The organism is Paraconexibacter sp. AEG42_29 (assembly GCF_040581415.1).
Taxonomy (GTDB): Bacteria; Actinomycetota; Thermoleophilia; order Solirubrobacterales; family Solirubrobacteraceae; genus Paraconexibacter.
Genome location: NZ_CP114014.1, coordinates 4,924,805 through 4,949,686 on the forward strand (window position 1 = coordinate 4,924,805; position 24,882 = coordinate 4,949,686).

The 24,882-nt window shown below is 67.9% G+C and carries 11 protein-coding genes; 7 read left to right on the plus strand and 4 right to left on the minus strand.

All coding sequences use genetic code 11. The features are described 5' to 3' along the window. Positions 1–152: 152 nt before the first annotated feature. From pglW to DSM112329_RS23785, 7 genes are all read left to right on the plus strand, one after another. Positions 153–4,385 (plus strand): BREX system serine/threonine kinase PglW, encoded by a 4,233-nt coding sequence (gene pglW / locus DSM112329_RS23755; protein WP_354699042.1) that lies wholly within the window; start codon positions 153–155, stop codon positions 4,383–4,385. Continuing rightward, positions 4,382–7,981 (plus strand): BREX-2 system adenine-specific DNA-methyltransferase PglX, encoded by a 3,600-nt coding sequence (pglX, locus tag DSM112329_RS23760; RefSeq protein ID WP_354699043.1) that lies wholly within the window; start codon positions 4,382–4,384, stop codon positions 7,979–7,981. The genes pglW and pglX overlap by 4 nt, the downstream gene beginning before the upstream one ends. Positions 7,982–8,217: 236 nt before the next feature. Further along, a complete protein-coding gene (locus DSM112329_RS23765) occupies positions 8,218–10,209 on the plus strand; it encodes a 3'-5' exonuclease (RefSeq protein ID WP_354699044.1) in 1,992 nt (663 codons plus the stop codon). Positions 10,210–10,376: 167 nt separating this feature from the next. After that, positions 10,377–14,027, plus strand: a complete 3,651-nt coding sequence (locus DSM112329_RS23770; RefSeq protein WP_354699045.1) for a phage resistance protein — start codon at positions 10,377–10,379, stop codon at positions 14,025–14,027. Then, positions 13,997–16,651 carry a BREX-2 system phosphatase PglZ gene (pglZ, locus tag DSM112329_RS23775; protein WP_354699046.1) on the plus strand — a complete coding sequence of 885 codons (2,655 nt, stop codon included), beginning with the start codon at positions 13,997–13,999 and terminating at the stop codon, positions 16,649–16,651. Before DSM112329_RS23770 ends, pglZ begins: the two co-directional genes overlap by 31 nt. 8 nt (positions 16,652–16,659) lie before the next feature. Further along, the gene (gene brxD / locus DSM112329_RS23780) at positions 16,660–17,976 is read left to right on the plus strand and encodes a BREX system ATP-binding protein BrxD (RefSeq protein WP_354699047.1); all 1,317 of its coding nucleotides are present in this window, start codon (positions 16,660–16,662) and stop codon (positions 17,974–17,976) included. After that, positions 17,973–20,078, plus strand: coding sequence for a DEAD/DEAH box helicase (locus tag DSM112329_RS23785; RefSeq protein ID WP_354699048.1), 2,106 nt, complete (start codon positions 17,973–17,975; stop codon positions 20,076–20,078). The genes brxD and DSM112329_RS23785 overlap by 4 nt, the downstream gene beginning before the upstream one ends. A 163-nt stretch (positions 20,079–20,241) precedes the next feature. Here the strand turns inward: DSM112329_RS23785 and DSM112329_RS23790 are convergent, their stop codons facing one another. From DSM112329_RS23790 to DSM112329_RS23805, 4 genes are all read right to left on the minus strand, one after another. Further along, a complete protein-coding gene (locus DSM112329_RS23790) occupies positions 20,242–21,048 on the minus strand; it encodes a hypothetical protein (protein ID WP_354699049.1) in 807 nt (268 codons plus the stop codon). A 98-nt stretch (positions 21,049–21,146) separates the two neighbouring features. Then, entirely contained in the window at positions 21,147–23,540 is a 2,394-nt protein-coding gene (locus DSM112329_RS23795; RefSeq protein ID WP_354699050.1) for a UvrD-helicase domain-containing protein, read from the minus strand. After that, on the minus strand, positions 23,537–24,271 hold the full coding sequence (locus tag DSM112329_RS23800) for a radical SAM protein (protein ID WP_354699051.1): 735 nt from the start codon (positions 24,269–24,271) through the stop codon (positions 23,537–23,539). Before DSM112329_RS23800 ends, DSM112329_RS23795 begins: the two co-directional genes overlap by 4 nt. A 278-nt stretch (positions 24,272–24,549) precedes the next feature. Beyond that, on the minus strand, positions 24,550–24,864 hold the full coding sequence (locus tag DSM112329_RS23805) for a hypothetical protein (RefSeq protein WP_354699052.1): 315 nt from the start codon (positions 24,862–24,864) through the stop codon (positions 24,550–24,552). Positions 24,865–24,882: the final 18 nt, after the last annotated feature.

The window sequence follows — 24,882 nt, forward strand, 5'->3', positions numbered from 1 at the left end:
GCCCTGCATGACAGGATCCTCCCAGGTTCCCGGCCCCGAGTCGGACTAGGATCAGATCGTCGTCCTATGTCCGTGTCTCCAACTCCTCACGTGTTCAAGCTCGCGAGCGGTCGACACTCCCCCGCTACGAGCCTTCCTCGCGACGTGCCCCGATGAACGCGCGCTGGATCCAGGTCACCCCGTCCGAGTTCCCGTGGGAACGCGACGCGCTTGCCTTCCTCAAGCAGCGTCTGCCCGACCACGAGCCTTATCGGGCGTGGGCCAACTTCGAGTTCCTGCAGGACGGCGCCATCGGCGAGGTCGACGTGCTCGTCGTCGCCCCCAAGGGCGTCTTCCTTATCGAGATCAAGAGCTGGCCGGGACGGCTCGAAGGTGACGCGGGGACGTGGCGCAACACCCGGCCGGGCGAGGCGCGGGCACGCAGCCTGGACAACCCTCTACTCGTAACGAACCGTAAGGCCAAGCGGCTGAAGTCCCTGCTCGGTCGCCAGCGCGCCTTCCGGGGCGAGCGTGTCCCGTTCGTCTCGCCACTGATCTTCCTCTCGCACGAGGAGCTCGACTGCCGCCTGCCCGCCGAGGGGAAGGCTGGCGTCCACGGCCTGGACGACAGCGAGACGCAGCACGGCCTGACTGGTGTCGTCGCCGCGCTCAGCACGATGACCCCGGAAGAGCATCAGCGACTAGGCAACCGGCGAATCGACAAGCCGATGGCCAAGCGGATCACCGAAGCGCTCGAGCAGGCCGGAATCCGCCCATCGCAGCAGCGCCGCCACGTCGGCGATCTGGAGCTCGGGGAGCTCATCGACGAGGGGCCCTCTTACCAGGACTTCGCGGCGTCGCACCCGCGGTTCTCGAACTCCCCGCGACGCGTCCGCATCTACGGCACGCCGGACATGGCGACCGCTGCCCAACGGGAGCAAGCGGCCCGGGCGGCCCAGCGCGAGTTCGAACTGCTCGAGCCGCTTGGGCACCCGGGCATCGTCAGTGCGCTCGCGTTCCATGAGCACGAACTCGGGCCTGCGATCGTCTTCGCCCGCGACCTGTCCGAGATCCGGCTCGATCACTACCTCGACCAGTACGGCAGCACCCTCACCCTCTTCGACCGCCTCGGTCTCGTCCGCCAGCTCGCCGAGACCGTCTTGTTCGCCCACCGGCGGCGGGTCTTCCACCGCGCGCTGTCGCCGCGCAGCGTCATGGTCGCCCGGCCGGGGACGAAGGAACAGCGGTTCAGCATCATCAACTGGCAGACCGGCGAGCGCACATCCGGTGAGACACTGGCGGCGACGGTCGTGGGTACCCGCCACGTCGAGCAGCTCGTCGACGACGACGCCGCCGCCTATCTGGCGCCCGAGGCGCTGACGCAGGCCGCGGCGGACGCACAGCTTCTCGATGTCTTCTCCCTCGGCGCCATCGCCTTCCACGTGTTCACGGGCAAGCCGCCGGCGACCTCGCTCGCCCAGCTGATCGAAACCCTGCAGCGCGACGGTGCACTGGAAGTCGCCTCGGTCCTTGACGGTGCCGGAGCCAACCTCGCCGCGCTAGTGCGCGAGTCGACCGAGGCGGACACAGCAAGCCGCATCGCGTCCGTCGCCGACTTCCTGGTCTACCTCGACGCGGTCGAAGAAGAGGTCACCGCCCCTCTCATCGACGTGCCCGACCCGGAGAAGGAGGTCAACCTCGAGGAGGTCCCCAAGGGTGAGCTCCTCGCCGGCTTCAAGGTCCAGCGCAGACTGGGCCGCGGCTCGACAGCGATCGCCTTCCTCGTCACCGACGCCGACGAGCAGCTGCGCGTCCTGAAAGTCGCCGCGGACCCGGACCGCAACGAGCGCGTCCGCGACGAGGGCGAGGTCCTGACGAAGCTGCGGGACCGCACGATCGTTGCGGCGTTCGGCGACCCCGTCGACGTCGCCGGCCACACCGCCATCGTTCTTGCGTATGCCTCAGAGGGCACGCTTGCCCAGCGGCTCCGGACCGAGGGCCGGCTGCTGCTCGACAACCTCGACCGCTGGGGCCAGGACCTGCTGTCTGCGGTCAGTTACCTCGAGCAAGTCGGTATCCCGCATCGCGACATCAAGCCGGAGAACCTCGGGATCATGGAGCTCGGTCCGCGCAAACTGCGCCAGCTCGTCCTGATGGACTTCTCCCTCGCTCGCGCGCCGGTGGAGAACATCCGCGCCGGCACGCCGCCCTACCTCGATCCGTTCCTCGGCACAACGAGCCGCGCGCGCTGGGATCTCGCCGCCGACCGGTTCGCAGCAGCCATGACCCTGCATGAGATGGCTGCCGGCTCGCTGCCCACCTGGGGTGACGGCCGCGGCGATCCGAAGTTCGCGGCCGGCGAGGCACACATCGAGCGGGACGCGTTCCCACGGGAGGCCGCGTCCGGCCTCGGCGACTTCTTCGAACGCGCGCTGCGGCGCGACGCCAGTGACCGCCACGACACTGCCGAGGAGATGCTCCGCGCGTGGCGCGCGATCTTCGAGAGCCTCGATCAGCAGGCCACGAATCCCACCCACGATCCGACGGACATCGAGCGTGCCCGCCAGGCGGCGACATTCGAGACGCCCCTCGCCGCCATCGGCCTCAGTGCCCGCGCAACGAACGCACTCGAGCGGGTTAGCGCTCTTGCCGTCGGTGATCTCCTCGCGATCCCCCCGTTCGAGTTCAATCGCCTCCGCGGCGTCGGACTGCAAACCCGCAACGAGCTGGTCGAGGTGCACCGCGAGCTGCGCGGTCGGCTCGGCACACCCTCGCGTCCGTCGCCGCTGCCACCGACGCAGGGGCCGGTCGACGTGCCCGACGTCCAGCCGCTGGACGAGCTCGTGAACCAGCTCATCCCGGCCCGGACCGGCCGCAACGCGACCGAGGTCGACGCCTTGCGGCTGGTGCTTGGTCTCGACGCGCTGGACAGCGCGGGCGATTGGCCGAGTCAGAGCGAGGTCGCCCAGGCCATCAACGTGACCTCCGGGCGGGTCGGTCAGATCGTGCCGAAGGCCCGCAAGCGCTGGCAGCGACTGCCCTCGGTGATGCGGCTGCGTGACGAGCTGGTCACACAGCTCGAACGCCTTGGCGGCATTGCCGGTTCGGGTGAGCTCGAGCGCCTCGTGGCCGGTGAGCGCGGGACCGGCGACACCGACCGGGACCGTGCCCTCGCCACCGCCGCAGTCCGCGCCGCGGTCGAGAGCGAGGCCTCGCACGGCGACGCTCGCCTCACGACCCGGCGTGCGGGTCAACGGGTCATCCTCAGTGCAGGCGGCGGCAGCGTCGCCGACCGTCAGGCGGCAGCAGAGTATGCGGTCCGCCTCGGCACCGCTGCCGACGAGCTCGCAGCGCTGCCCACACTCCCGGCCCCGACCGAGGTCGCACAGCGGCTGAGGGCGGTCCGCGTCGCCGCCGACGTGTCGCTAACCCAGGAGCGGCTGGTCCAGGTTGCCGCCTCATCGTCGCAACACACGGCAGTTTCCGCGCGCCTCGAGCTCTACCCGCGGAACCTGCCGGCGGTCCGGGCGCTTGCGCTCGGCGGCGCTGCACTCCTCGGCGCGCCGGCGATCGAACCCGCCGAGGTCCGCCGCCGCATCGCCGCACGCTTCCCCGACGCCGAGCCGCTGCCAGACAGGCCGGCACTGGACGGGTTGCTGCGTGACGCAGCGATCGATCTGCACTTCGATCGTTCCGCGGGTGAAAGCGGCGCTTATGTCGCGCAGTCAGCGAGCTCCGACCTCACCGGGATGACGAGCTATGCGTCGTCGCTCAACCGCCAGGCCACCGCGCACGTCATGCGCCCCCCGCGGCGGGTAGTCGATCCCGCGGTGACGGAGGCGCAAGCGTTCGAGACACGGCTCGAGACCACGCTCGCCGGAGGTGGACTGTTGACGCTGATGGTCGAGCCAAGTCACCTCGGGGCCGCCGCGCGCGAGCTGCAGCGCTTCGCGGTGACGCCGGTCGACCTCGACGCGCTCGTGCTCGACAAGCTTCACGCCGCCGCCGCCGCGGCAAACGTCCGCTGGGATCTCGTCCTCGGCGCGGACGGCGCCGAACGGGCAAGTCAGGACTGGGGTCGCCTGACGACCCTTGTGTCGCGAGCCATGCCTACCGTTGAACAGGACCTGATCACCATGCCCGGCACCATCGTCCTCGAGCACGCCGGCCTGCTGGCCAGGTACGGGCAGCTCTCGCTCGTCGACCGACTGCGCGCCGCCATGATGCGCGACGAGCCGCTGCGCGGATGCTGGCTGCTCGTGCCCGCCGACGGCCAGGCCGATCTGCCGCTCGTCGACGGCGAACCCATCCCGGTGATCGGCCCGAACGAGTGGACCCGTATCCCGGGGCCGTGGCTCGAGAACCGTCATCGCTCCGGTGATGACGCGCAGGAGGATGCGGCATGATCGCTCGAGGACGACTGCTGGGGGACCTGAAGTTGGCGGTGACGGCGCTTGAGGACGACATCCGTGCGCGTGTCGCACAGGAGGACGACCTCGCCGAGCACTTGCGCGCCGAGCATGCCGCCGCCGCGGCAGCCGAGCGCACGGCGATGGCGCTCTCCGAGTGGCAGGAAGGCGAGATCACGCAGGCCGCGGTCGCGTGGGTGCTCGCCTGTGTCTTCGTTCGGTTTCTCGAGGACAACGGCCTGATCGATGCGCCGATGCTCTCCGGCCCAGACGATCGCCGCACTGCAGCACTCGGCTACTACGAGGCGTGGGTCTCAGCGCATCCGACCGAAGGTGACCGCGAGTTCCTCGAGCACGTCTTCACGACCGCGGCCCGGTTCCCCGCCGTCGCGCCGCTCTACGACGCCCGCCACAACCCGCTCTGGCGGCTGGGACCTACGCACGACGGGGCAAAGGCGCTGCGCGAGCAGTGGGCCGCGATCGACCCCGACACCGGCCACTTGCTGCACGACTTCACCGATCCCGGGCTCGACACGCGCTTCCTCGGCGACCTCTACCAAGACCTCTCCGAAGCCGCCAAGAAGCGCTACGCCCTGCTGCAGACGCCGGTCTTCGTCGAGCAGTTCATCCTCGACCGCACCCTGGACCCTGCGCTCGCCGAGTTCGGCCTCGATCAAGTCCGGATGATCGACCCGACCTGCGGCTCCGGTCACTTCCTCATCGGCGCCTTCCAACGCCTCTTCGCCCAGTGGCAAGACCGCGAACCCGGCACACCCACGCCAGTCCTCGCGCAAAAGGCGCTCGACGCCGTCTACGGCGTGGACCTCAACCCCTACGCGACCGCCATCGCACGCTTTCGCCTGCTTATCACCGCGCTCGCCGCATGCGGTGTGCATCGCCTGGCCGAAGCGCCCGCGTTCACGCTGAACCTCGCCACCGGCGACAGCCTCCTCCACGGCGCCGCACCCGGCCAGCTGTTTGGCGGAGCCGCCGCTCACCGCGAGGGGATTAAGCACGTTTTCGAGACTGAGGACAGCCCTGAACTCCAACGCATCTTCAGTCAGGGCTACCACGTCGTCGTCGGGAACCCCCCCTACATCGCAGTCCAGGACTCAGCGCTACGCGATCAATACCGCGAGCGATACGCGAGCTGCCACGGTGCCTACGTTCTGACAGTTCCGTTCATGGAGCGCTTTTTTGAGCTCGCGCGCGTCGACCGCGGCGTTGGCTACGGCGAGCTTCACGGTTTTGTCGGGAAGATAACGGGCAACAATTTCATGAAGCGCGAGTTCGGAGTGCCGCTCGTGGAGCGGTATCTGAAGTCGGTAGATCTGCAGACCGTCATCGACACGAGCGGCGCCCATATCCCTGGCCACGGCACGCCGACAGTGATGCTATTTGGTCGAAGTCGCCCCCCTGTCGGGCCGGTACTACGTGTGCTTGACGGCATACGGGGGGAGCCGAAGCAGCCTGATGACCCGGCCTCGGGTCTGGTTTGGGCAGAGATCAAGGCGCTTGTGGACACGCCAGGCACGGGAGGACGATTCATCCGATCTAGCGAAGTCGCACGTACCGAGCTGTCCACCCACCCCATGACCTTGGGTATCGGTCGCAGTCTCAAGCTGGTGCTTGAGTCGGCGGCCACCCGGCGCCTGTCGGTAGTCGTGCATGACATGGGCTTTGCCGCGGTGACGCGCGAGGATGAAGTGTTCGATCGGACGCAGGCGACGCTGACTCGCCTCGCGGTGCCTGACGCATATCGCAAGGCTCTCGTGCCTGGCGAACACGTAAGGGACTGGTCGATCTCAACGACGCGAGCTTCGCTGTGGCCATACGACCCCGTTGAGCTGGTTGGAACGATCGATGCGGTCACCGAAAGAATGCTCTGGCCGTACCGGTTGACGCTGAGCGATCGCGTAGCTTACGGACGAACCCAACTGGAACGCGGCCTTAAGTGGTTCGAGTACTCGATGTTCTTCGAGAAGCGATTTTTGGGGTCGACAATCACCTGGGGAGAGGTTGCCACCCATAACCACTTCGTGTTGGACCGCGGTGGGAAAGTGTTCAAGCAGACCGCCCCGGTCATCAAACTCCCCGAGGGCACGGACGAGGACCAACACCTGGCGCTACTTGGAGTCTTGAACAGCTCGGTCGCGTGTTTCTGGCTGAAACAAGTTTGCCACGGCAAGGGCGGCGGCGGTATCGGCGGGGGAATTGCTGAAGAGGGGTGGGAGCAGTTCTTCCAACTAAACTCCACAAAAGTTAGAGAGCTGCCGCTCCCGCACCATTTTTCTTTGGAACTGGCACGGTCCCTCGACCAGCTCGCCTCGGAGCGAGCGAGCCTCCTCGGTCACCTCAGCGCGTCTCCTTTACGTGAACATCTTGCGACCCTCCGCGCTCGCGAGGACGACCTACTTGCGCGGATGATCAGCCTGCAGGAGGAGCTCGACTGGCAGATGCTCGCAGCCTACGACCTCGTGTCAGCTGACCTGGCGGGGCCCGACAACGGCGCACCGCCGATTCTGCTGGGACAGCGGGCGTTCGAGATCGTCCTCGCCCGCCAGGTCGCCGCCGGGGAGACCGAAACCACGTGGTTTGAGCGACACGGGTCGACGCCGATCACCGAAGTCCCCAATGAGTGGCCTGCCGAGTACCGCAACCTGGTGCAGCAACGCGTCGCGCTGATCGAGGCCGATGCCGACATCGCGCTCATCGAGCGACCAGAGAACAAACGACGATGGGCCGGCCGGGCCTGGGCGGACCGACAGACTGATGCCCTCCGCACGCTGGTGCTCGATGCGCTTGAGGCACCCGAGGTCTGGGACGCCGGCGAGCTGCGGTCGGCCTCCCAGCTCGCCGACACACTCCGCGCACACCCGCAGTACGTCGAAGCACTCGAGATCCTCGCGACCGACCGCGAAACCGACATCGGCGCGACGGTGACGCGGCTCGTCACCGAGGCCGCCGTCCCGCACCTCGCCGCACTCCGGCTGAAGGACTCGGGCCTACGCAAACGCGCAACGTGGGAGAGCGTGTGGGACATGCAACGGGCCGAGGACACCATTGACGCACGCTGTGCCCTGCCCGAAGGCGACCCCCAACGGCTCACCAAGCACCAGGCCGACGCGCTGAGGGCCGAGGAAGTCGGCCCGATCCCGGTCCCGCCACGCTACGGCCAGCCAGACTTCCGCAGCGCCACCGCCTGGAAGCACCGCGGCAAGCTCGACGTCCCGAAAGAGCGCTTCGTCTTCTACCCCGACGCGGGCCGCGGCGCGGACACGTCACCTGTCGTCGGCTGGGCCGGCTGGGATGAGCTCGCCCGTGCCCGTGCCCTCGCAGCACGCATCATCGAGCTCCGGGAAAGCGAAGCCGCCGACGCCAGTCACCTCACCCCACTGCTCGCCGGCCTCGCCGAGCTGCTGCCGTGGATTCACCAATGGCACCCTGACGTCGACCCCGCATACGGCGGCACCCCCGGCGCGTTCTTTGACGCCTGGCTCAACCAGCAGCTCGCAGAGCTCAGCCTCACCCATGAGGTGCTGCGCGCCTGGCGGCCACCGCCCCCGACCCGCGGACGCCGGCGCACAACATGAGCGGCGGGACAGGCCCGCCATCGCCCCCGCGCCCCGCGGAGCCCAAAGGCCGGGTCCTCGTCCACCGCAAGGCGGTCCGCCTCAAGTCGTCGCGGTCGAAGGACGTCCCCCGGCAGTTCGCTCGTCACCTGCACTTCGTCGCCGACGAGCTCGCCGCCGGCCGGGTCCCGCCCAACTGGGAGGTGCTGCACGCTCGCCCTCCGTATCGCAAAGTGAAGCTCCCGCCACTGCGCGCAATGGCGCGCCATGTCGACGGATCCCTCGTGGTCTTCCTGATTCGTGAGCGCGACGACTTCTACAAGCGGATCGGGCGCGTGCGGCCGACGTTCGACGCCCGCGACTTCACCGAGCTCACGGTCGATCGCCAGCGCACGCAGCTCGTCGAAGCCCGGGCCGATCCACCAACGACGGCGCCTTCAGTCCCCGCCTCGGGGGCGTGTTGGAAGACCTTCAGCGACGACGAGCTGCGGGCGATCTTTCCGGCGGACGACGCGCTCATCACCAGACTCGGTCAGGCGGCCCGGCCCGCCGAGGCGTTCGAGGATGACGTGGTTGGGGTCATCGGCGAACCCCACGCGATGCTGCTGCTCGACCTGGCTGAACGCCCCGACCGCTACCGACGGATCCTGGACAGCGGCCGTATCCCCGCGCCGATCGACGTCGAGGACAGCGATGAGGAGCTGGCTGCCTCCGTCGCCGCGGGTCTGGCTACGGGGGACCTGGTCGCCCTCGAGGAGGCGTCCGAGCTCGAGCGGCTCCTCGATGGCGAGCTGGAGGAGTGGATGGTCTTCCTGCTCCCCAAACAGCGGAGCATGGTCGACGCGCGGTACAACGGGCCCGCTCGACTCAGCGGCGGGCCGGGGACCGGCAAGAGCGTGGTCGCACTGCACCGCGCGATCGAGCTCGCGCGCCGCGCCGGGCCGCGCGAGAAGGTCCTACTCACCACGTTCGTCAAGACCCTTCCCGTCTATTGGCGATCGTTACTCCGGCGGATCGACCCTGCAGCGGCGGCGCGCGTCGACGTGAAGGCGGTTGACGCGCTCGCACACTGGTGGCTCCCGCCGGACGTCCAGCGCCTCGACATCCCGAAGCCGCCAGAACGCGTGGCTTGGGCAAAGCACGCGCTGGGTCGAGACCTGCGCCTTATCGGCGCCTTCGGCAACGACCCCGCTGCGCTCGTGGACGAGTTCGACCACGTGCTATCGGCCGCGGTCGTCCCCGGCGTGGCCGGCGCCAATCCGCACCCGCTTTCTAGCGGCGAGGACTACGGACGGCTCGAGCCAAAGTTCCGCCGCGCGCGAACCCGGGAAGAGGTCGAGTCGGTCTGGGCCTGCTTTGAGCGTTACCGAGAGGACCTCGCCGCCCAGGGCATGACGGACTTCGCGCAGCGGCGGCTCGTCGCGCTCGAGCGCGCATCACCGACCTACGCCGGCGTCGTCGTGGACGAGGCACAGGATCTCAGCTCGGTGGCCCTGCGATTCCTCTGGAAGCTCGACGCGAGCGTCGACCACAGCGGATTCCTCGTCGTTGCCGACGGGCAGCAAGCGGTCTACCCCGGCGGCTACAGTCTCCGCGCGCTCGGCATCGAAACGCGTGGCCGTGCACGCAATCTGACCGAGAACTGGCGGACCACCCAGTGCATCCAGGCTGCCGCAGACTCGGTCATCGCGGACCTCGACATCGACGACCGCGACGGCACGGCCCGTCGTGGGGCTGACGACGAGTCGATCCCTCTCCGCGCAGGTATCCGGCCCGAGGTCCACGCATGCCGGCATCGCCACGCTGAGACCACGCTGGTCGCCGACATCGTCCTCGACCGCATCACGGCGGGACGCGTCCCCCGGGACATCGCCGTCCTCGTCTCGACGAACAAGCAGGTCGGTGAGGTCCTTCGTGCACTTGCAAACGCTCCGCTACCTGTCCCGGCCAGAGACTTGAAGGACTTCAAGCCCGAGCAGCATGACTACGTCGTGGTCGGCACTTTCCACCGCGCGAAGGGCCTTGAGTTCGTCGAGGTTGTCGTTGCCGGGCTCGGCGACGGGACGTGGCCGCCCAGCCACGGCGCTCAGACGCAAGCCGACCGGGACGAGCGCAGCCGGCACTGCCGCGCGCTCTTCGTCGCCATGACCCGCGCGAGGGATCACCTGATCATGACCGGCGTGGCCCCGCTCGCGCCTGAGGTCGCCGCGTTGTCGCCCATCTGTGCAGATCTCGTGACCCATGCGTGAGATCCGGGCCGAGTCATCGCGACGCGGGACGGGGCACCGCTCGTCGTCAGATCGAGCGACGCACGGGCGACAACGCCGTGGCATCCCGGTCGGCGCTGACACACAACGCTGCACCCACCGTCCCAAACTCGAACCATCACCGACGCTTCTGCGAGGCTAACCCACTCGTGCCCACGCTCCTTCGCGAACTCATCAACATCCCCGAGTCGGTCCAGCGCGGCGACTTCGTCATGAGCCTGGCCAGCGGGGTGAACGACAAGGCCGGCACGCTCAACAGCTACGTCGTCACGCCCCAACTAGAGGACGCTTTCGAACACGCGCTGACCTTCATCGCCTCCTCGGTGCGCGACGGCCGCTGCCGGGCGGCGTACCTCGACGGCAGCTTCGGCTCGGGCAAGAGCCATTTCATGGCCGTGCTGCACCTGCTGCTACAGCGGGACCCCGATGCGCGGGCTATCCCGGAACTCGCGCGGGCGGTCTCGAAGCCGGACAAGGTCCTCGAGGGGAAGAAGTTTGCGCTGGTGCCGCTCCACCTCATCGGGGCGGACTCGATGGAGCAGGGCATTCTTGGTGGGTACGTCGAGCATCTGCACCGGATCGCGCCCACCGCGCCGCCTCCCGGGGTGTACAGCGACGGCCCGATCTTCGAGCAGGCCGACTCCGTTCGGGCTGACATCGGCGACGAGAAGTTCTTCGCGCGGCTCAATCCGTCCGGAGCGGGCGCCGATGGCGACGACGGCTGGGGCGACCTTGCGGCCGCCTGGACTGCTGAGACCTACGACGCGGCGCGGAACGCACCGGCGGGTGACCCGGGCCGTTCACGCCTGAGCGGGGAGCTCGTGTCGACCATCGTCCCGGCGTTCAGGGACGCGATGCGCGGACGATCGACCGGTTACGTCGACCTCGAGGCTGGGCTGCAGGAACTCGCGCGCCACGCGAAGTCACGCGGCGCCGACGCTCTAATTCTCTTCCTGGACGAGCTGATCCTGTGGCTCGGGACACGCATCGGCGACCCGGCGTTCGTTGCGCGCGAAGGACAGAAGCTCATCAAGCTCATCGAGTACACGGGCACCCGCGAGATCCCCGTCATCTCGTTCGTCGCGCGCCAGCGCGACCTCCGGGAGTTCATCGGGGATCAGATCCCCGGGTCCGAGAAGCTCTCGTTCACGGACACGCTGAAGCACTGGGAGGGACGCTTCGACAGCGTCAAACTGAACGATCGCAACCTGCCGAAGATCGCCCAGCGCCGGCTCCTTGCGCCCAACAGCGAAGCGTCGAAGCAGCAGCTCGAGGAGGCGTTCGCCGACTCCCAGCGGACCCGCCCTGACGTTCTCGACGTCCTGATGACGGAGGACGGCGACCGCGACCTCTTCCGCGCGACCTACCCGTTCAGCCCGGCCTTTATGAAGGCGCTCGTGGCCGCATCCTCAGCGCTCCAGCGCGAACGGACAGCGCTGAAGGTGATGCTGCAGCTCCTGGTCGACCGTCGTGATGACCTCAAGGTCGGCGACCTAGTGAGTGTCGGCGACCTATTCGACGTGCTCGCCAACGGCGACGAACCCTTCTCGCAGGACATGAAGCGCCACTTCGACCATGCGAAGGAGCTCTATCAGCAGCAGCTCGAACCGCTGCTGCTCGCAGAGACCCCTGGCGCTAGCCGGCCCTCTGCGGCTGACGAGCGACTGGTCAAGACGCTCCTGCTCGCCGCGCTCGTCCCGAACGCCGGCCCACTCCGGAACCTTGACGTCGCGAAGCTCACCGCCCTGAACCACGGATCCATCGCGTCGCCAATCCCAGGCCAGGAGAAGGCGATTGTCCTGCAGAAGCTGCGCAAGTGGTCCTCCCAGGTCGGTGCCCTCAAGGTCGGCGAAGACACGCAGAATCCGACGGTCGCCATCCGCCTCACCGGCGTGGACGTCGACGCGATCATCGAACGCGCGAGCGGCACCGATAACGAGGGCGTCCGGCGCCAGCTCATCAAGGAGCTCGTGCTTAGCCAGCTCGGGATCGACGCAGACACGCGGCTGTTCGCCGAGCACACCGTGCTCTGGCGCGGGACCCGCCGCCCCATCGACGTCGTCTTCGGGAACATCCGCGACAGCGAGCTCCTTCCGGACGATGCGCTGCGGGCCAGCGGGGATCACTGGAAGCTCGTGATCGACTATCCGTTCGACCAGGGCCACACGCCACTCGATGACGTCCAGCGTCTGGATCGATGGCGCGAAGTCAACGGTGCGAGCCAGACGGTCTGCTGGGTTCCCGCGTTCTTCTCCGCCGCTTTGCAGCGTGACCTCAAGCGACTCGGCATCGTTCGCTACGTCCTGAAGGACGAGCGGCTCAGCCAGTTCACTCAGGACATGAGCCCCCAGGACCGTCAGCAAGCGGCCGGGATCCTGAGCGACCTGCGGTCGGCGCTCGAGCAGCGGGTCGCTGCTGCGATCCGCCAGGCCTACGGCGTAGAAACAGTCGCCCCGGACACGATCGACACCTCGCACGGGGTCGAGGACCGACTGCAGTCCCTTACCGCGGGCTTCAGGCCGCAGGTTCCGGTCGGCGCGCAGCTGTCGGACGCGCTCACTGGGCTGGTCGATCAGATGCTCAGCGTTCAGTACCCGGCGCATCCGAAGTTCGAGGACGAGGTGCGGATGCCCCACCTGCGCGTCGTGCTTGAGGAGGTACAGCGGGCAGCCCAGACGACGGACGGCCGGATCGAGGTCCCGACCGACCGCCGCAAGGTCATGCGCAAGGTCGCCGCTCCGTTGAAGCTAGGTATGCAGTACGAGGCGCCCTTCGTTCTCGGCAGCCACTGGAAGGACACGCTCGAGCGGGCGGCCGCTATCGCGCGTACCCAGGGCGCAGAGCGTATGACGGTCAAGGACGTCCGCGCTTGGATCGCTGCTGCCGAGCCGATGGGTCTGCCGCGAGATGTCGAGTCGCTCGTCATTCTCTGCTTCGCTGCCCAGACCGGGCGCGTCTTCCAGCTGCATGGAGGCCCAGCGACGCCGCCCATCGACCGGCTCGACGACGCACTCGAGCTTGTCGTCACGGAGCTCCCGAGCGTTGAGGCTTGGGATACCGCGGTCGAGAGGGCCGCGTCGATCCTTGGCGTCACCAGCGTGAACCGAGCGCGAAACCCAAGCTCGTACGAAGCCTTGGTCGGCAAGCTTCGCGATAAGGCGCGGCTGCTGGCGCCTGACGCGGAGGCGCTCGTGCCGGTGCTGGGAGAGCGGCTCGGATTGCTGGGTGTGGATCTCGGTAGTGCTCCCCGCATGCGCTCGGCCCGTGCCGCTGCGTCGATCGTCTCGGGGCTTGCGACGGCGTCGGATCCGGGCACCGTCATCGCCGTGCTGGCTGAGGCGGACATCCCGACGTCGGCACCGGCCCTCGCACGAAGCATGAGCTCGGCGGGCGCGGTCCGCGACGTCCTTCAGGACTCGAACTGGAACGTCATCGGGCTTACGGCCGAGCGAGCGACCGCTGGCGACCCCAACTTCCAGCGGATCGCTACGGCCCTGGTCCGCACGCTCGAGCGTGACGAGCACGCGGAGCCGCTGGGCCCCGCTGTGCAGACCGCTGCCAGCGACGCCATCGCGCTCTTGGCGCCGCCGCCCACGGGTCCGCCTCCCGGGCCCCCGCCGCCGGAGCCTCCTGTTGCGCCTCCGCCAACGCCTCCGAAGTCCGGGGTGACGGTCGAGCAGGGCGAGCAGATCAGCGTCGATGTCGCCAGCGCGCAGCGCGAGCTTGACCGACTAGCGACGTTGCCCGGCGAGGTACTCGTCACGCTCCATTGGACGATTACGACGAACGACGAACGGTGAGCGGCACCGTCACCCCCGAACGGCTATGGCCGCAGCTGGAGGCGTGGCTCGCCGGTGACCCGAGCCGGCCGATCTTCGCCGTGTACCACGAGGGTGACTGGTCTGGCAGCGACGTGCTCATGGTCGGCGACCGATACGTAGACGTGCGCGTCTGCCGATCAGAACTCGCCGTGCGCGAAGTGCTCAGCGCGCCGCGCGAGGCCGGCCGGGGCCTGGTGCTCCTAACGTCGATCGATCAGCTCGGCGCTGACGTGCTTGCTCGGCTTGCACGGCCGCGGGTGCATCGGCTGCACTCGTCGGATGCGCTGCTGCCACTCTTTGGCGTCAGGGCGATCGACCCCGCGCTCGCACGGCAACGGTGGCTCATCGACGCGCTCGTCGACTCCGCCCCGCGCGCCGGGTACGAGTCCGCCGGCGCCCTGCAGCTCGACCTCGCGCGCGCGTGGCGCGCGCTCCTCGTGCACCGTTACGGGATCGACCCAGACGGAGGACTTGGTGGGCTGCTGGCGTGGGCCGCATCGCCGGGTACGGCGTTCGTCGAGGCTGAGGCGGCGGAGCGCAAGGCTCTCACTGCACGGCTCGTTGGGACGATGCCGGGTGCCGAGGCCGTGCTGGCGGTGCTGGACGCGGGCGACGGGGACGACGTCGTCGCGCTCGGGCTGGTGATGCGAGTCCTGCTCAACGCCCCCGACGGTGCAGCACGTGTGGCAGCACGGACCCGGCTGGAGGTCCGCCTGAAGGGCTGGGCGTTCGACGCCGGGTCGGCGGCCGCCTGGTCACTGGCGGCCGAAGCCACGCTCGATGCGCTGCCGTCGCACCTCCAAGCAACGGTTCAACACCGTGCGGATCGGCTCATCGAAATTCTTCAGGCCGAAAGCCTCGTGGCCGCCAGCGACCATCTAACGTCAGGACTCCGCGCACGGATGGCGGCGTTCGGGGGCACGCTCGCCGCGTGGACCGCGGGCAAGCGATCCATCGCGGCTGTCGCCGCCGACGCCGACCGGATCGCGCAGCATCGACTCGCTGACAGCTTGCCCGACGCGCCGCATCGGCTCGCTCTCGCGCTCGCGCGGTGGCTCGACCTCGATGCAGCGTCGCCGCCTGACCTTCGCGCCGCCGCTCTGCTTCACGCGACCGACGGGAGTTACGCCGACTGGGCCCGCTCGACGCTCCGCAACGGAGCCGGGGAGCCGACGTTCGACGCAGCAGTTCGCAAGCTCGTCGCGAAAGCCGACGCCCGCCGGGAAAGTGAGGAAGAGCACTTCGCCCAGACGCTCGCCTCCTGGAGCGCGCACTCCACGACCGACGACGCGCTCCTCGGAGTCGAACACATTCTCGAGCGCGTCGTCGGACCCCTCGCAGTGGCCCGGCCACTGCTGTTCATCGTCATGGACGGGATGGGGCATCGCGTGGCGAACGAGCTGCTCGACGACCTCAGCCACGCAGGCTGGACCGAACTGCGGCGCACAGCACATTCTGAGCGAGCGCTCGCGGTTTCGGTGTTGCCCAGCGTCACAGCGGTGTCCCGCACGAGCCTGCTCACGGGCAGTCTGCGCAGGGGCACGATGAGCGACGAGCAAGCCGCCTTTCCCACGCATACAGCGCTCGTCTCGGCGAGTGCCGGCGGCGAGCCACCACGGCTTTTCCACAAAGGAGCGATCACGGACCGCCACGGAGGCCTCACCGCCGAGCTCAGTGCCGAGGTCGCCGGCGACCGCCGCGTAGTAGGTGCCGTGATCAACGCGATCGACGATCACCTCGCTCGGAGCGAGCAGCTCCGGACCTCGTGGGGCGCGCGGGACATCTTGCCGCTGTGGTGGCTTCTGGAGGCGGCACGCGAGGCTGGTCGCATCGTCGTCCTGGCCAGCGATCATGGTCACGTTTTGGAACATGGAAGCACCCTGAATCGTGGCAGTGGCGACGGCGGTGAGCGTTGGCAGCGTGCGACCGGACGGTCACTCGAGACGGGCGAGGTCGTTGTGCAGGGAACGCGCGTGCTCGTCCCCGAAGGTGCTTGCGTTCTGGCGTGGAGTGAGAAGGTGCGCTACGCCGTCAAGAAGAATGGCTACCACGGTGGAGCCAGCGCTCAGGAGGTGTTGACGCCGCTCCTCGTCCTGGCGCCGGGACTCGTCGACACTCCGGACGGCTGGAGCGAAGCACCCTACGACCCGCCCGCCTGGTGGCTCGGCGATCCCGCGAGCGACGTCGTCGCTCCGGGCACCGGCGTGCCAGACGCCCCACCTGCCGAGCCCCGCCCTGGGGAGCAGATGACGCTCGCGCCCGACGGGCCGCCTGCTGACGTCAGCGCGACTGGATGGATCACTGAGCTCCTTGCGAGTGACGTGTTTGCGGAACGGCGCGCCTCGGCGGGCCGCACTCCCGTACCCGACGAGCGCACCATCCGGATCCTGGCAGCGCTCGACGCGCACGGCGGGCAGCTCCTCAAGGACGCCCTTGCGCGGGCGTGCGGTATCCCGGTGATGCGACTCACGGGGATGCTCGCGGCCTTGAGACAGATGCTGAACATCGACGGCTACCAGACCCTCACGGTCGATCCAGCGACCGGGGACGTGAAGCTTGACCGGGTCTTGCTCGCACAGCAGTTCGGGTTGTCTGGTCCATGATCAGCGCAATGCCAAGCCCGCAGCGTCGACGCGAGATCATCGACGCGCTGCGTCGCGGGACGGTCCCCCAGCGCGGCCTAGACGCTTTTGCAGTCGGTCTTGACCACTTCACCCCAACCGTCTCCGAAGAGCTGCGGAGCGTTGCTACGGGCGTCGCCCAGTTCAAGGCCGTGCGAGGCGAATACGGCAGCGGCAAGACGTTCTTCGCACGCTGGGTTACCGAGCACGCGAAGACGCAGGGCTTCGCGACGGCCGAGGTCCAGATCTCTGAGGGCGAGACGCCGCTCCACCGCTTGGAAACGGTGTACCGGCGGCTCATCGAACGGCTCGCCACGACGGACGCACCGCAGGGTGCACTGGGCCTCGTCCTGGAGCGTTGGGGCTTCGCTCTAGAAGAGGATGTGCTCGCCACGGGGCAGGTCGACGAGCAGGACGAGGTCGAGCTCGGGCGCCGCGTTCAGGACCTGATGGAAGCGCGGCTGGCCGAGGTGAGCAGGAGCGCGCCGCCGTTTGCGACGGCAGTCCGCGCGCACCGCACGGCGCTGGCAGCCGGGGACCGTGTCCTGGCCGATGGCATTCTCGCCTGGGTCGGAGGACAGCCGAACGTCCCTGCGGCGGTGAAGCGTGCTGCCGGCGTCAAGGGCGAGATCGATCACTTCGGGGCGCTGAGCTTCCTGCAAGGACTGCTCGTCGTCCTGCGGGACAGTGGGCACGCCGGCCTCTTCGTGGTGCTCGATGAGGTCGAGACGCTTCAGCGCGTTCGCAGCGACGTGCGCGAGAAGGGGCTCAACGCGATGCGCCAGCTGATCGACGAGATCGACGGCGGACGGTTTCCGGGGCTGTATCTGAGCATCACGGGTACGCCTGCGTTCTTTGACGGCTCGCAGGGCGCCCAGCGACTGCCGCCTCTTGCCCAGCGCCTTCATACAGACTTTGGTTCCGACGCCCGCTTCGACAACCCGCGCGCCGTGCAGCTGCGTCTGCCGGCGTTCGACTTCACCCGGTTGGTCGCCGTCGGCACGCGCATCCGCGACATCTACGCCGAAGGCAGCGACCACGCCGACCGCCTCCAGGCGCGAGTGGACGACAAGTACGTCGAGGACCTCGCACGAGCCGTCGCCGGCAACCTGGGTGGCGCAGTCGGTATCGCGCCGCGGGTGTTCCTCAAGAAGCTCGTCGGCGACGTCCTCGATCGCGTCGACCAGTTCCCCGACTTCGACCCGCGAGAGCACTACGCCCTCACGGTCACCGACCAGGAGCTCACCGCGGAGGAGCGCGAGGCGCGCGGTGCGCCGACCGCCGACGACGTCGCCCTCGACCTGTGAGCACCCCATTCGAGGCGCTGCACCCGGCGGTGCAGCACCACGTCGTCAACTCGCTCGGGTGGCGATCGCTCCGTCCCCTCCAAGAACAGAGCATCCTGCCGATCCTGGAGGGTCGCGACGTGCTCCTCGGCGCGCCCACCGCCGGCGGCAAGACCGAGGCCGCCATCTTGCCGCTCCTCTCTCGCATGGTCAGCGAAGAATGGGCGGGCCTCAGCGTGTTGTACGTCTGTCCGCTTCGGGCCTTGCTCAACAACCTTCACCCGCGGATCTCCGGGTACGCGGAGCTCGTGGGCCGCACCGCGGGGCTATGGCACGGCGACGTCGGTGACGGGCCACGCAAGCGCATGCTTCGCGATCCCCCCGACATGCTGCTGACGACGCCGGAGTCGCTTGAGGCCATGTTCCTGTCTCGCCGGGTCGATGCCGCCCAGCTCCTCGGCGGTGTACGCGCCGTCGTCGTTGACGAGATCCATGCTTTCGCGGGTGACGACCGCGGGTGGCACATGCTGGCGGTCCTTGACCGGATTGATGCGCTGTCGCCCGGGCGGGCACAGCGGCTAGGCCTGACTGCGACTGTGGGCAACCCGGACCACCTCTTGGGATGGCTCTCCCGCCGCCCGGTCGATGACCGCGAGACGGTGATGGTGCACGACGGTGCGGTCGCGCCGGAGCTCACCGTCGATTGGGTGGCCAGTGTGGACAACGCCGCGCGGGTGATCGCCGGCCTTCACCATGGCGAGAAGCGGCTCGTCTTCTGCGACAGTCGCGCCCGCGTGGAGGAGCTCGCGACCGCGCTGCGGCGGCTGGAGGTGACGACGTTCGTGTCGCATTCGTCTCTCAGCCGGGACGAGCGTCGACAGGCCGAGCAGGCCTTCGCGGAAGCGTCGAACTGCGTAATCGTGTCGACGAGCACCCTCGAGCTCGGGATTGATGTCGGCGACCTCGACCGCGTGATCCAGATCGACTCGCCGGCGCGGGTGTCGTCAGTGCTGCAGCGGATGGGTCGAACGGGCCGGCGCGCCGGGACGAAGCGCAACTGCCTCTTTCTCTGCACCAATGAGTTGGCCTTGCTGCAGTCGATCGCTGTCTGCGAGCTCATCCACCAAGGGTGGGTCGAACCGGTCGTCGGACCACCGCGGCCGCTTCACCTCGTGGTGCAGCAGCTCCTCGCCCGCGTGCTGGCAGATGGGCGCGTCGGTGATACAGCGTGGCCGGGGGAGTTGACGGACGTCGCGCGACTGGCTGAGCTGACACCCGCTGAAGTTCTCGAAGTTCGCACCGAGCTTGAGCGGATCGATGTCCTCCTCCGCGACGGCGGGTTTGTTCAGATCGGCCAGGTCGGTGAGGAGCGCTACGGCCGACGCCACTTCATGGACGTCACGTCGCTGTTCCTGACGGAGCCGCTGCTCAAGGTGCGATGGGGCACGCGCGAGCTCGGGCAGGTTGATCCATCGGTCCTGACCACTCGCGACGGACGGAAAGCGACCATCCTTCTCGGAGGTCGCGCGTGGGACGTCGAGGACGTCGACTGGCGTCGCGGGATCGGATGGGTCAAGCCGAGCGAGGAGGCAGGCCGATCGCGCTGGTCGGGCAGCGGGGTTGCCCTGTCAGCCGTTGTCTGTCGCGCGATCCGGGCGGTCCTCGCTACCTCCGTCGAGCCGGAGGGCGCTGTGCTGACCGCCCGAGCCCGGGCGCAGCTAGCTGCGCTTCGAGGCGACTTCGACGGTGTGCGCGACGGGCGAACAATGCTTGTTCGCGATGGCGGTCGCAATCGCGAGACGTGGTGGACGTTCGCCGGCGGGAACGCGAACGCTGCCCTCGCCGCCGGATTGGCCGCGGCGAACATCGGCGTCATGGGGAGCGACGACCTTTCGATCAGCATGCGTGGACCGGTCGGATACGAGCGCCTCCGCCAGCTCCTGGTCGACCTCCGCGCAGCGCCTCCGAGGGCAGCACCCGACGAGCGCCGGATCGAGGCGCTGAAGTTCGGCGAGTCCCTCCCGGTTGACCTCGCGTTGTCGGTACTGGCGGCACGGATGGCAGATGAAGCCGCGGTCGTGTCCGCGCTCGATGAACCCCTTCTCTCCGTAACTGAGGTATGACGTCATCGGCCGACCGGACTCGTGTGCAAGCGCAGGCCAGGTCGACCAATATCTATGCACGCACGCGAGATCCTCGTGCCTACCTCGACGCCGACGGGTCCACAGGTGACCAACTTCGTTCTCCCCAGAGGGGCAGAACCCGGTCCCCCACTCGGGTCGGCCGCTATCGGACCGCAAGCGCGATCTTCGTGCGCGCCTGCTGACTCAGCTGTTGCGCAATGAACGCGTCCAGCCGACCAGGATCGGGCTCCACCCGGACCGCAACCTCCCGCTGCTCCCAGGTCGCGTAATCACCCGGGTCGCCGGCGGTGATCAGTCCGACTTGGTGCCCACGCGCGACGTCGGCGATCTCGGCGATCACAGGTTCGAGCTCCGCACTTCGGTCGTCAGGAACGTGCAAGAGCACGTACGCGTGCGTAGCTGCTCGGCGATGCGCTAGCGCCTCATAGACGGCCTGCACATTGATTGAATCAGCAGGCTTGACCTCGAAAGTGAGTACCTCGAGATACCGGCCGGGAACATGGGTGAACGTCTGAACCTCTACGCAGACGATGTCGGGGCGTGCCCACACGCCGGTTGCCTTGCTCCCTCCGTGCGCAGTCACCTCCACGGCGACCGGCGTCACGCGCTGATCCTTTGCCCAGTCGGAGGCGATGACCTCCCGCATGGGCTCGTAAAGCTGGCTCTCGCGCGTCAGAGCTGCCGTAACCTCTGGCTGGTCTACAACAGCAGCCGTAGCATCGGCGTCTTCGTCGACGTCGACGATGCGCCGAACGGTACCTCCGCGGCCTTTCCAGCGCGTGATAACGCCAGCATCCTCCGCCGCGTTGCGGGCAGCGAAGTAGCGGTCCTCATCGGCGTCAGAATCCCACCCGAGCAACTTCCGGAGGTTCGGATTGGTGATCAGCCCGCCACCCTCCGGCACGGCTGCAATGAGTGCGTCTCTGTCCAACGTCGGTTCGGCGGGCATCGTGTTCAACCCTAGACCGCGTGCGCTCCACGCGCAGGATCGCGACCGAACGGTGTCAGCGGACGCAGTCGGCTTCAGGGCTAGCGCCGGGAAGCCCCTCACCTAGCCCTGGTGTAAGCGGCGAACCGGCCCGCTGGAGTCAGCGCGGCGAACCGCTGCTGCGCCTCCTCTGTCCAAAACAGCAGTCGGTCGACCGGTGAATGGCCGAGAAAGCGCGACACGGCGTGGACCGCGTTCCCGTCACGCGCAAGCGCGATGATCAGGACACGCGTCGATCGAGTCAGGACGGTGAACGCATGCTGCTCGAGCGTTTCGATGAGGTCGAGGTCCGCATCGTCAACAGGGCGGTGCCCCGACCACGCGTCGGTCATGACGACGACCGGCCACTCGCAACCTTTGTACTTGAGCATCGATCCCGCTTCGACGTTCCATGTCGGCGCAGCGCGCTTCGTTTCCGTCGTGACCCACGGCCGCGCGTCGCCGACCAGCAGGCGCTTGTCATCGACCGCCGCATCGTACGTGCCCAAGATGGCCGGCAACTCGTGGCGCAGGTCCTCCGCCAAGACCACGATCGGCCGGACGCCAAGCAGGCTTGCTTTCCGGGGGCCTAGCAGGACCGCGTCTGTCTCGGCGGAGCTCGTCGGCGTGCGCCGGGCAACCAGTCGCTCCGCTTGCGGCCTGAGTGCCTCGCAGATGCGAAGCGGCAATCGATGCGACCCCTCGAGCTGGCGAAGTCGCCACCGGACCCCCTCGAAGGTCGGGCGCACGTACGAGGGACCAAGGTGAATCGACTGCGACACATCGCCTGCGATGCAGAGCCGATCGACGCTCGCTGCGCTGCGTGCGAGCTGGCGGAGCTCAGCCTCCCCGAAGTCCTGACATTCGTCGACGAAGACGTGGGTGAACGGGCGCGGCGGCGAGCGAGACGCAGACCGAAGGCGCTGCGAGCCGTGTGACGGAATCGGCGGGTCCATGACGAGCTTCCAGATCGTCTCCCGCTGGCGCTCACCCAGAGCACGGCCGCTACCCGCTCGCGGTGCGCGTACATAGGCGTGGACATCAGGGTGGCCCTTCGCAACGATGAAGCGCTCGAACTCGGTTTCCAGCGCGGCGACGTCGAAGTCCTTGAGTCGATCCACCTCATCCGGAGTTAGCTGCCCGCGGCGACGGACAACCTCGCGCGTCCAGCCGCCGTGCTCAATTCTCACCGGCGAGCATCCGAAAACGCGAGTCGGCAGCTTGTCGCGGTTATAGAAGCTGAGGTCTACTTGCCTGCCATCGCGGTGGATCGTCCACCTGTGTCCTTCGTCATCGACCTGCGTCATGGCGACGCCGCGTACGTTGAGCGCGTCGGCGACTCGTTCTATGAGCAGCGCGACAACCGCCTTGTTGAACGCTGTCACGAGGATGTGCAACCGCGGGTCAGCCTGTGGATCGGTGACCGTCAGCGCGACGCGCTCCGCGAGGACGAGGGTCTTCCCCGATCCTGCGGGTCCCACGATTGCGGTGGGCCCGCCCGTGGGCACAGCTGCTTCGCGTTGGGCATCGTCGAGCTCGAGTCCGGTCGGCGTCGAATCGAAGAGTCGTCCGCCGACAGGCCCCGCCGACCGCTGAAGCGCCAACGCGACTGGGTTCGCTTTGTGCCACTCGGGCCGACGGTCGAGATACCCGCTGGGTTCGCGCGTGACCCCCGCGTCGCGATACCACCTCGCACGGAGCTGGCCGACCTTCTCGAGCCCTCGGCCCGCAACGGGTCCGGACATTGGTACGTCGGCAGGCTGCCACTCGCGGCGACGCATTGCCTCGCCGACTTGCTCAAGCAGGCGTCGTTTGGCACCGACGGTGGTCACGACAACCTCTTCAGCGTCAAGGCGAAGCGCAAGCACCTCGAGCCGCTCAGAGATCTCATCCGCATGCGCGCCATCGGAGTGGTCAAGGAGATAGCCCGCCGTGATCACCGTGCGAGCAGGAGACGGCTCGAGCTCCTCCCACCGTGCCGCGACGAAACTCGCCCGCACCTCGGGGGCAGAGACTCGACCAAGCAGAGACGCCTGAACACGCTGCGCCATGTCGGTCATGAAGCTGCTTTGATCGACGCCGAGCACCACGACCTGCCGCGGCGGCGTCTTTCCTGCGCGCCGCATGGCAGCGACGATCAACGCGGCCGCAGAGGCCGTAGCTCCGGTGCCGCAGCCCAGGTCAACCAGACATATCTCCTCCTGACCGTGCCGCTCCATCACCGGCAGCAGCATGCGGATGGCGTCGTGCGTACGGGACCCGTGGTGCCACAGGGCATATGCGACCCCGATACTCGGCCTGTCGTAGCAGCAATCTCCGTTGCTCAGAAGTGCAATATCGCGAAGTGACTGATCGATCTCCCACCTAGACCACCCAGGGCGGTCTACGCCGACCGTAAGTGGGACGCAGGCGGCGGTGATCGCTTCGTCGATGAGCCGACTCGCGTCTGCCAGCGCGGTAAGCACGTCGTTCATTGGGGTGCGAATCCTTCTCGGCCCTCATCGAGCGAGGGCAGTTCACGACGCAGTATCTCGACCGTCGTCCGGTACTTGGCTGCGTCCCAGTCCATGTCACGAAGCAAGGCCAACGCAGGCTCGCGGGTGCCGGCTACGAACCGACCCCGATCGACATGGAAGGGCTGCACCACGAACCGCCTCACGCCGGTTGCCCGCAGCGCAGCGGCGAACGCCACCGGGTCGACTACCGGTAGAAGCGGCGTCATCGTCACCGAGGTCTCGATGCCGGCGGCTTGAACCTCCGCGATGGCCTGAAGTCGGAATCGATTTCCCGGACAGCTCGGCTCGAAGGCCTTGCGAACGGCGTCCGAGTCGGTCGTCACCGTCATGTTCACACGTACGTGCTCAAACTTCGTGAGGAGATCGATGTCCCGCGTGACGAGCGGACTTCGAGTCTGCACCACCAGCCGGGGCTGCTGCTTGACCAGCTCCTCAAGGAGGCCCCGCACCAGACCGAGCTTCTTCTCGACCGGTTGGTACGGGTCGGTCACGCTGCTCATGTAGATCGACCGGCCCTGCAGCGGAGTGCGCATCCGCCGCAGGCGGTCAAGCGCGTTCGCTTTCACTTCGACCCACTGACCCCAGGTGTTCTGGCGCTCCTGGTCGCGGCTGAAGAACGCCGCATAACAGTAGGAGCACCCGAATCCACAGCCTGAATAGGGATTGAGGGTGAAGTCGTAGTCGGCCATGAACCCGGACGCTCGAGTAAGGATGCTCGCAGCGTCCCGGTACGTAATCGCGGTCGCTCCGACCTGCTCCGGTCTGGCCGGTGCCACGGTCGCCTCGAAGAGGCTGTCCTGATCAGCGGTCACGAGCGACCTGTTGAGCGGGGAGCGCGTCTGCGGCTCGACGACAGCGGCGCGCTTCAACGCGAGCGTTGTTGCGACCGGCCGGAGAGCGGACGCCAAGCGCAGCGGCGATGGCACGAGTCCGGAGCCGCCCACCCCCGTAGACGGGTGTCCCGTGCCTACTCAAGATGACTGTTGACCTTGAATCCGGCGTAAAGCCAATCGCGAGCTGCAGGTCGGTAGCGTTCTGCCTCCGCGACGTCGAACCCGCCGTACTCAACGACGCCCAGGCCGCCCACCGACAGCAAAGCGTCCGGTCGCGCACGCAGTTCGAGCCGGGTGACGAGTTCGCAGAGCTCGTGACTGCTGAGCTGATGTGTCAGGTGGTGCAGGAGGTCGGGCTGGAACCGCGCCTGTTTCGGCCACGTGCCATAGACGCGCCGATACATCGCGCACGCGTACTCGAGTCGGATAAGCACCCCGCCGTAGTCCATGCCACGACTCTATGTTGG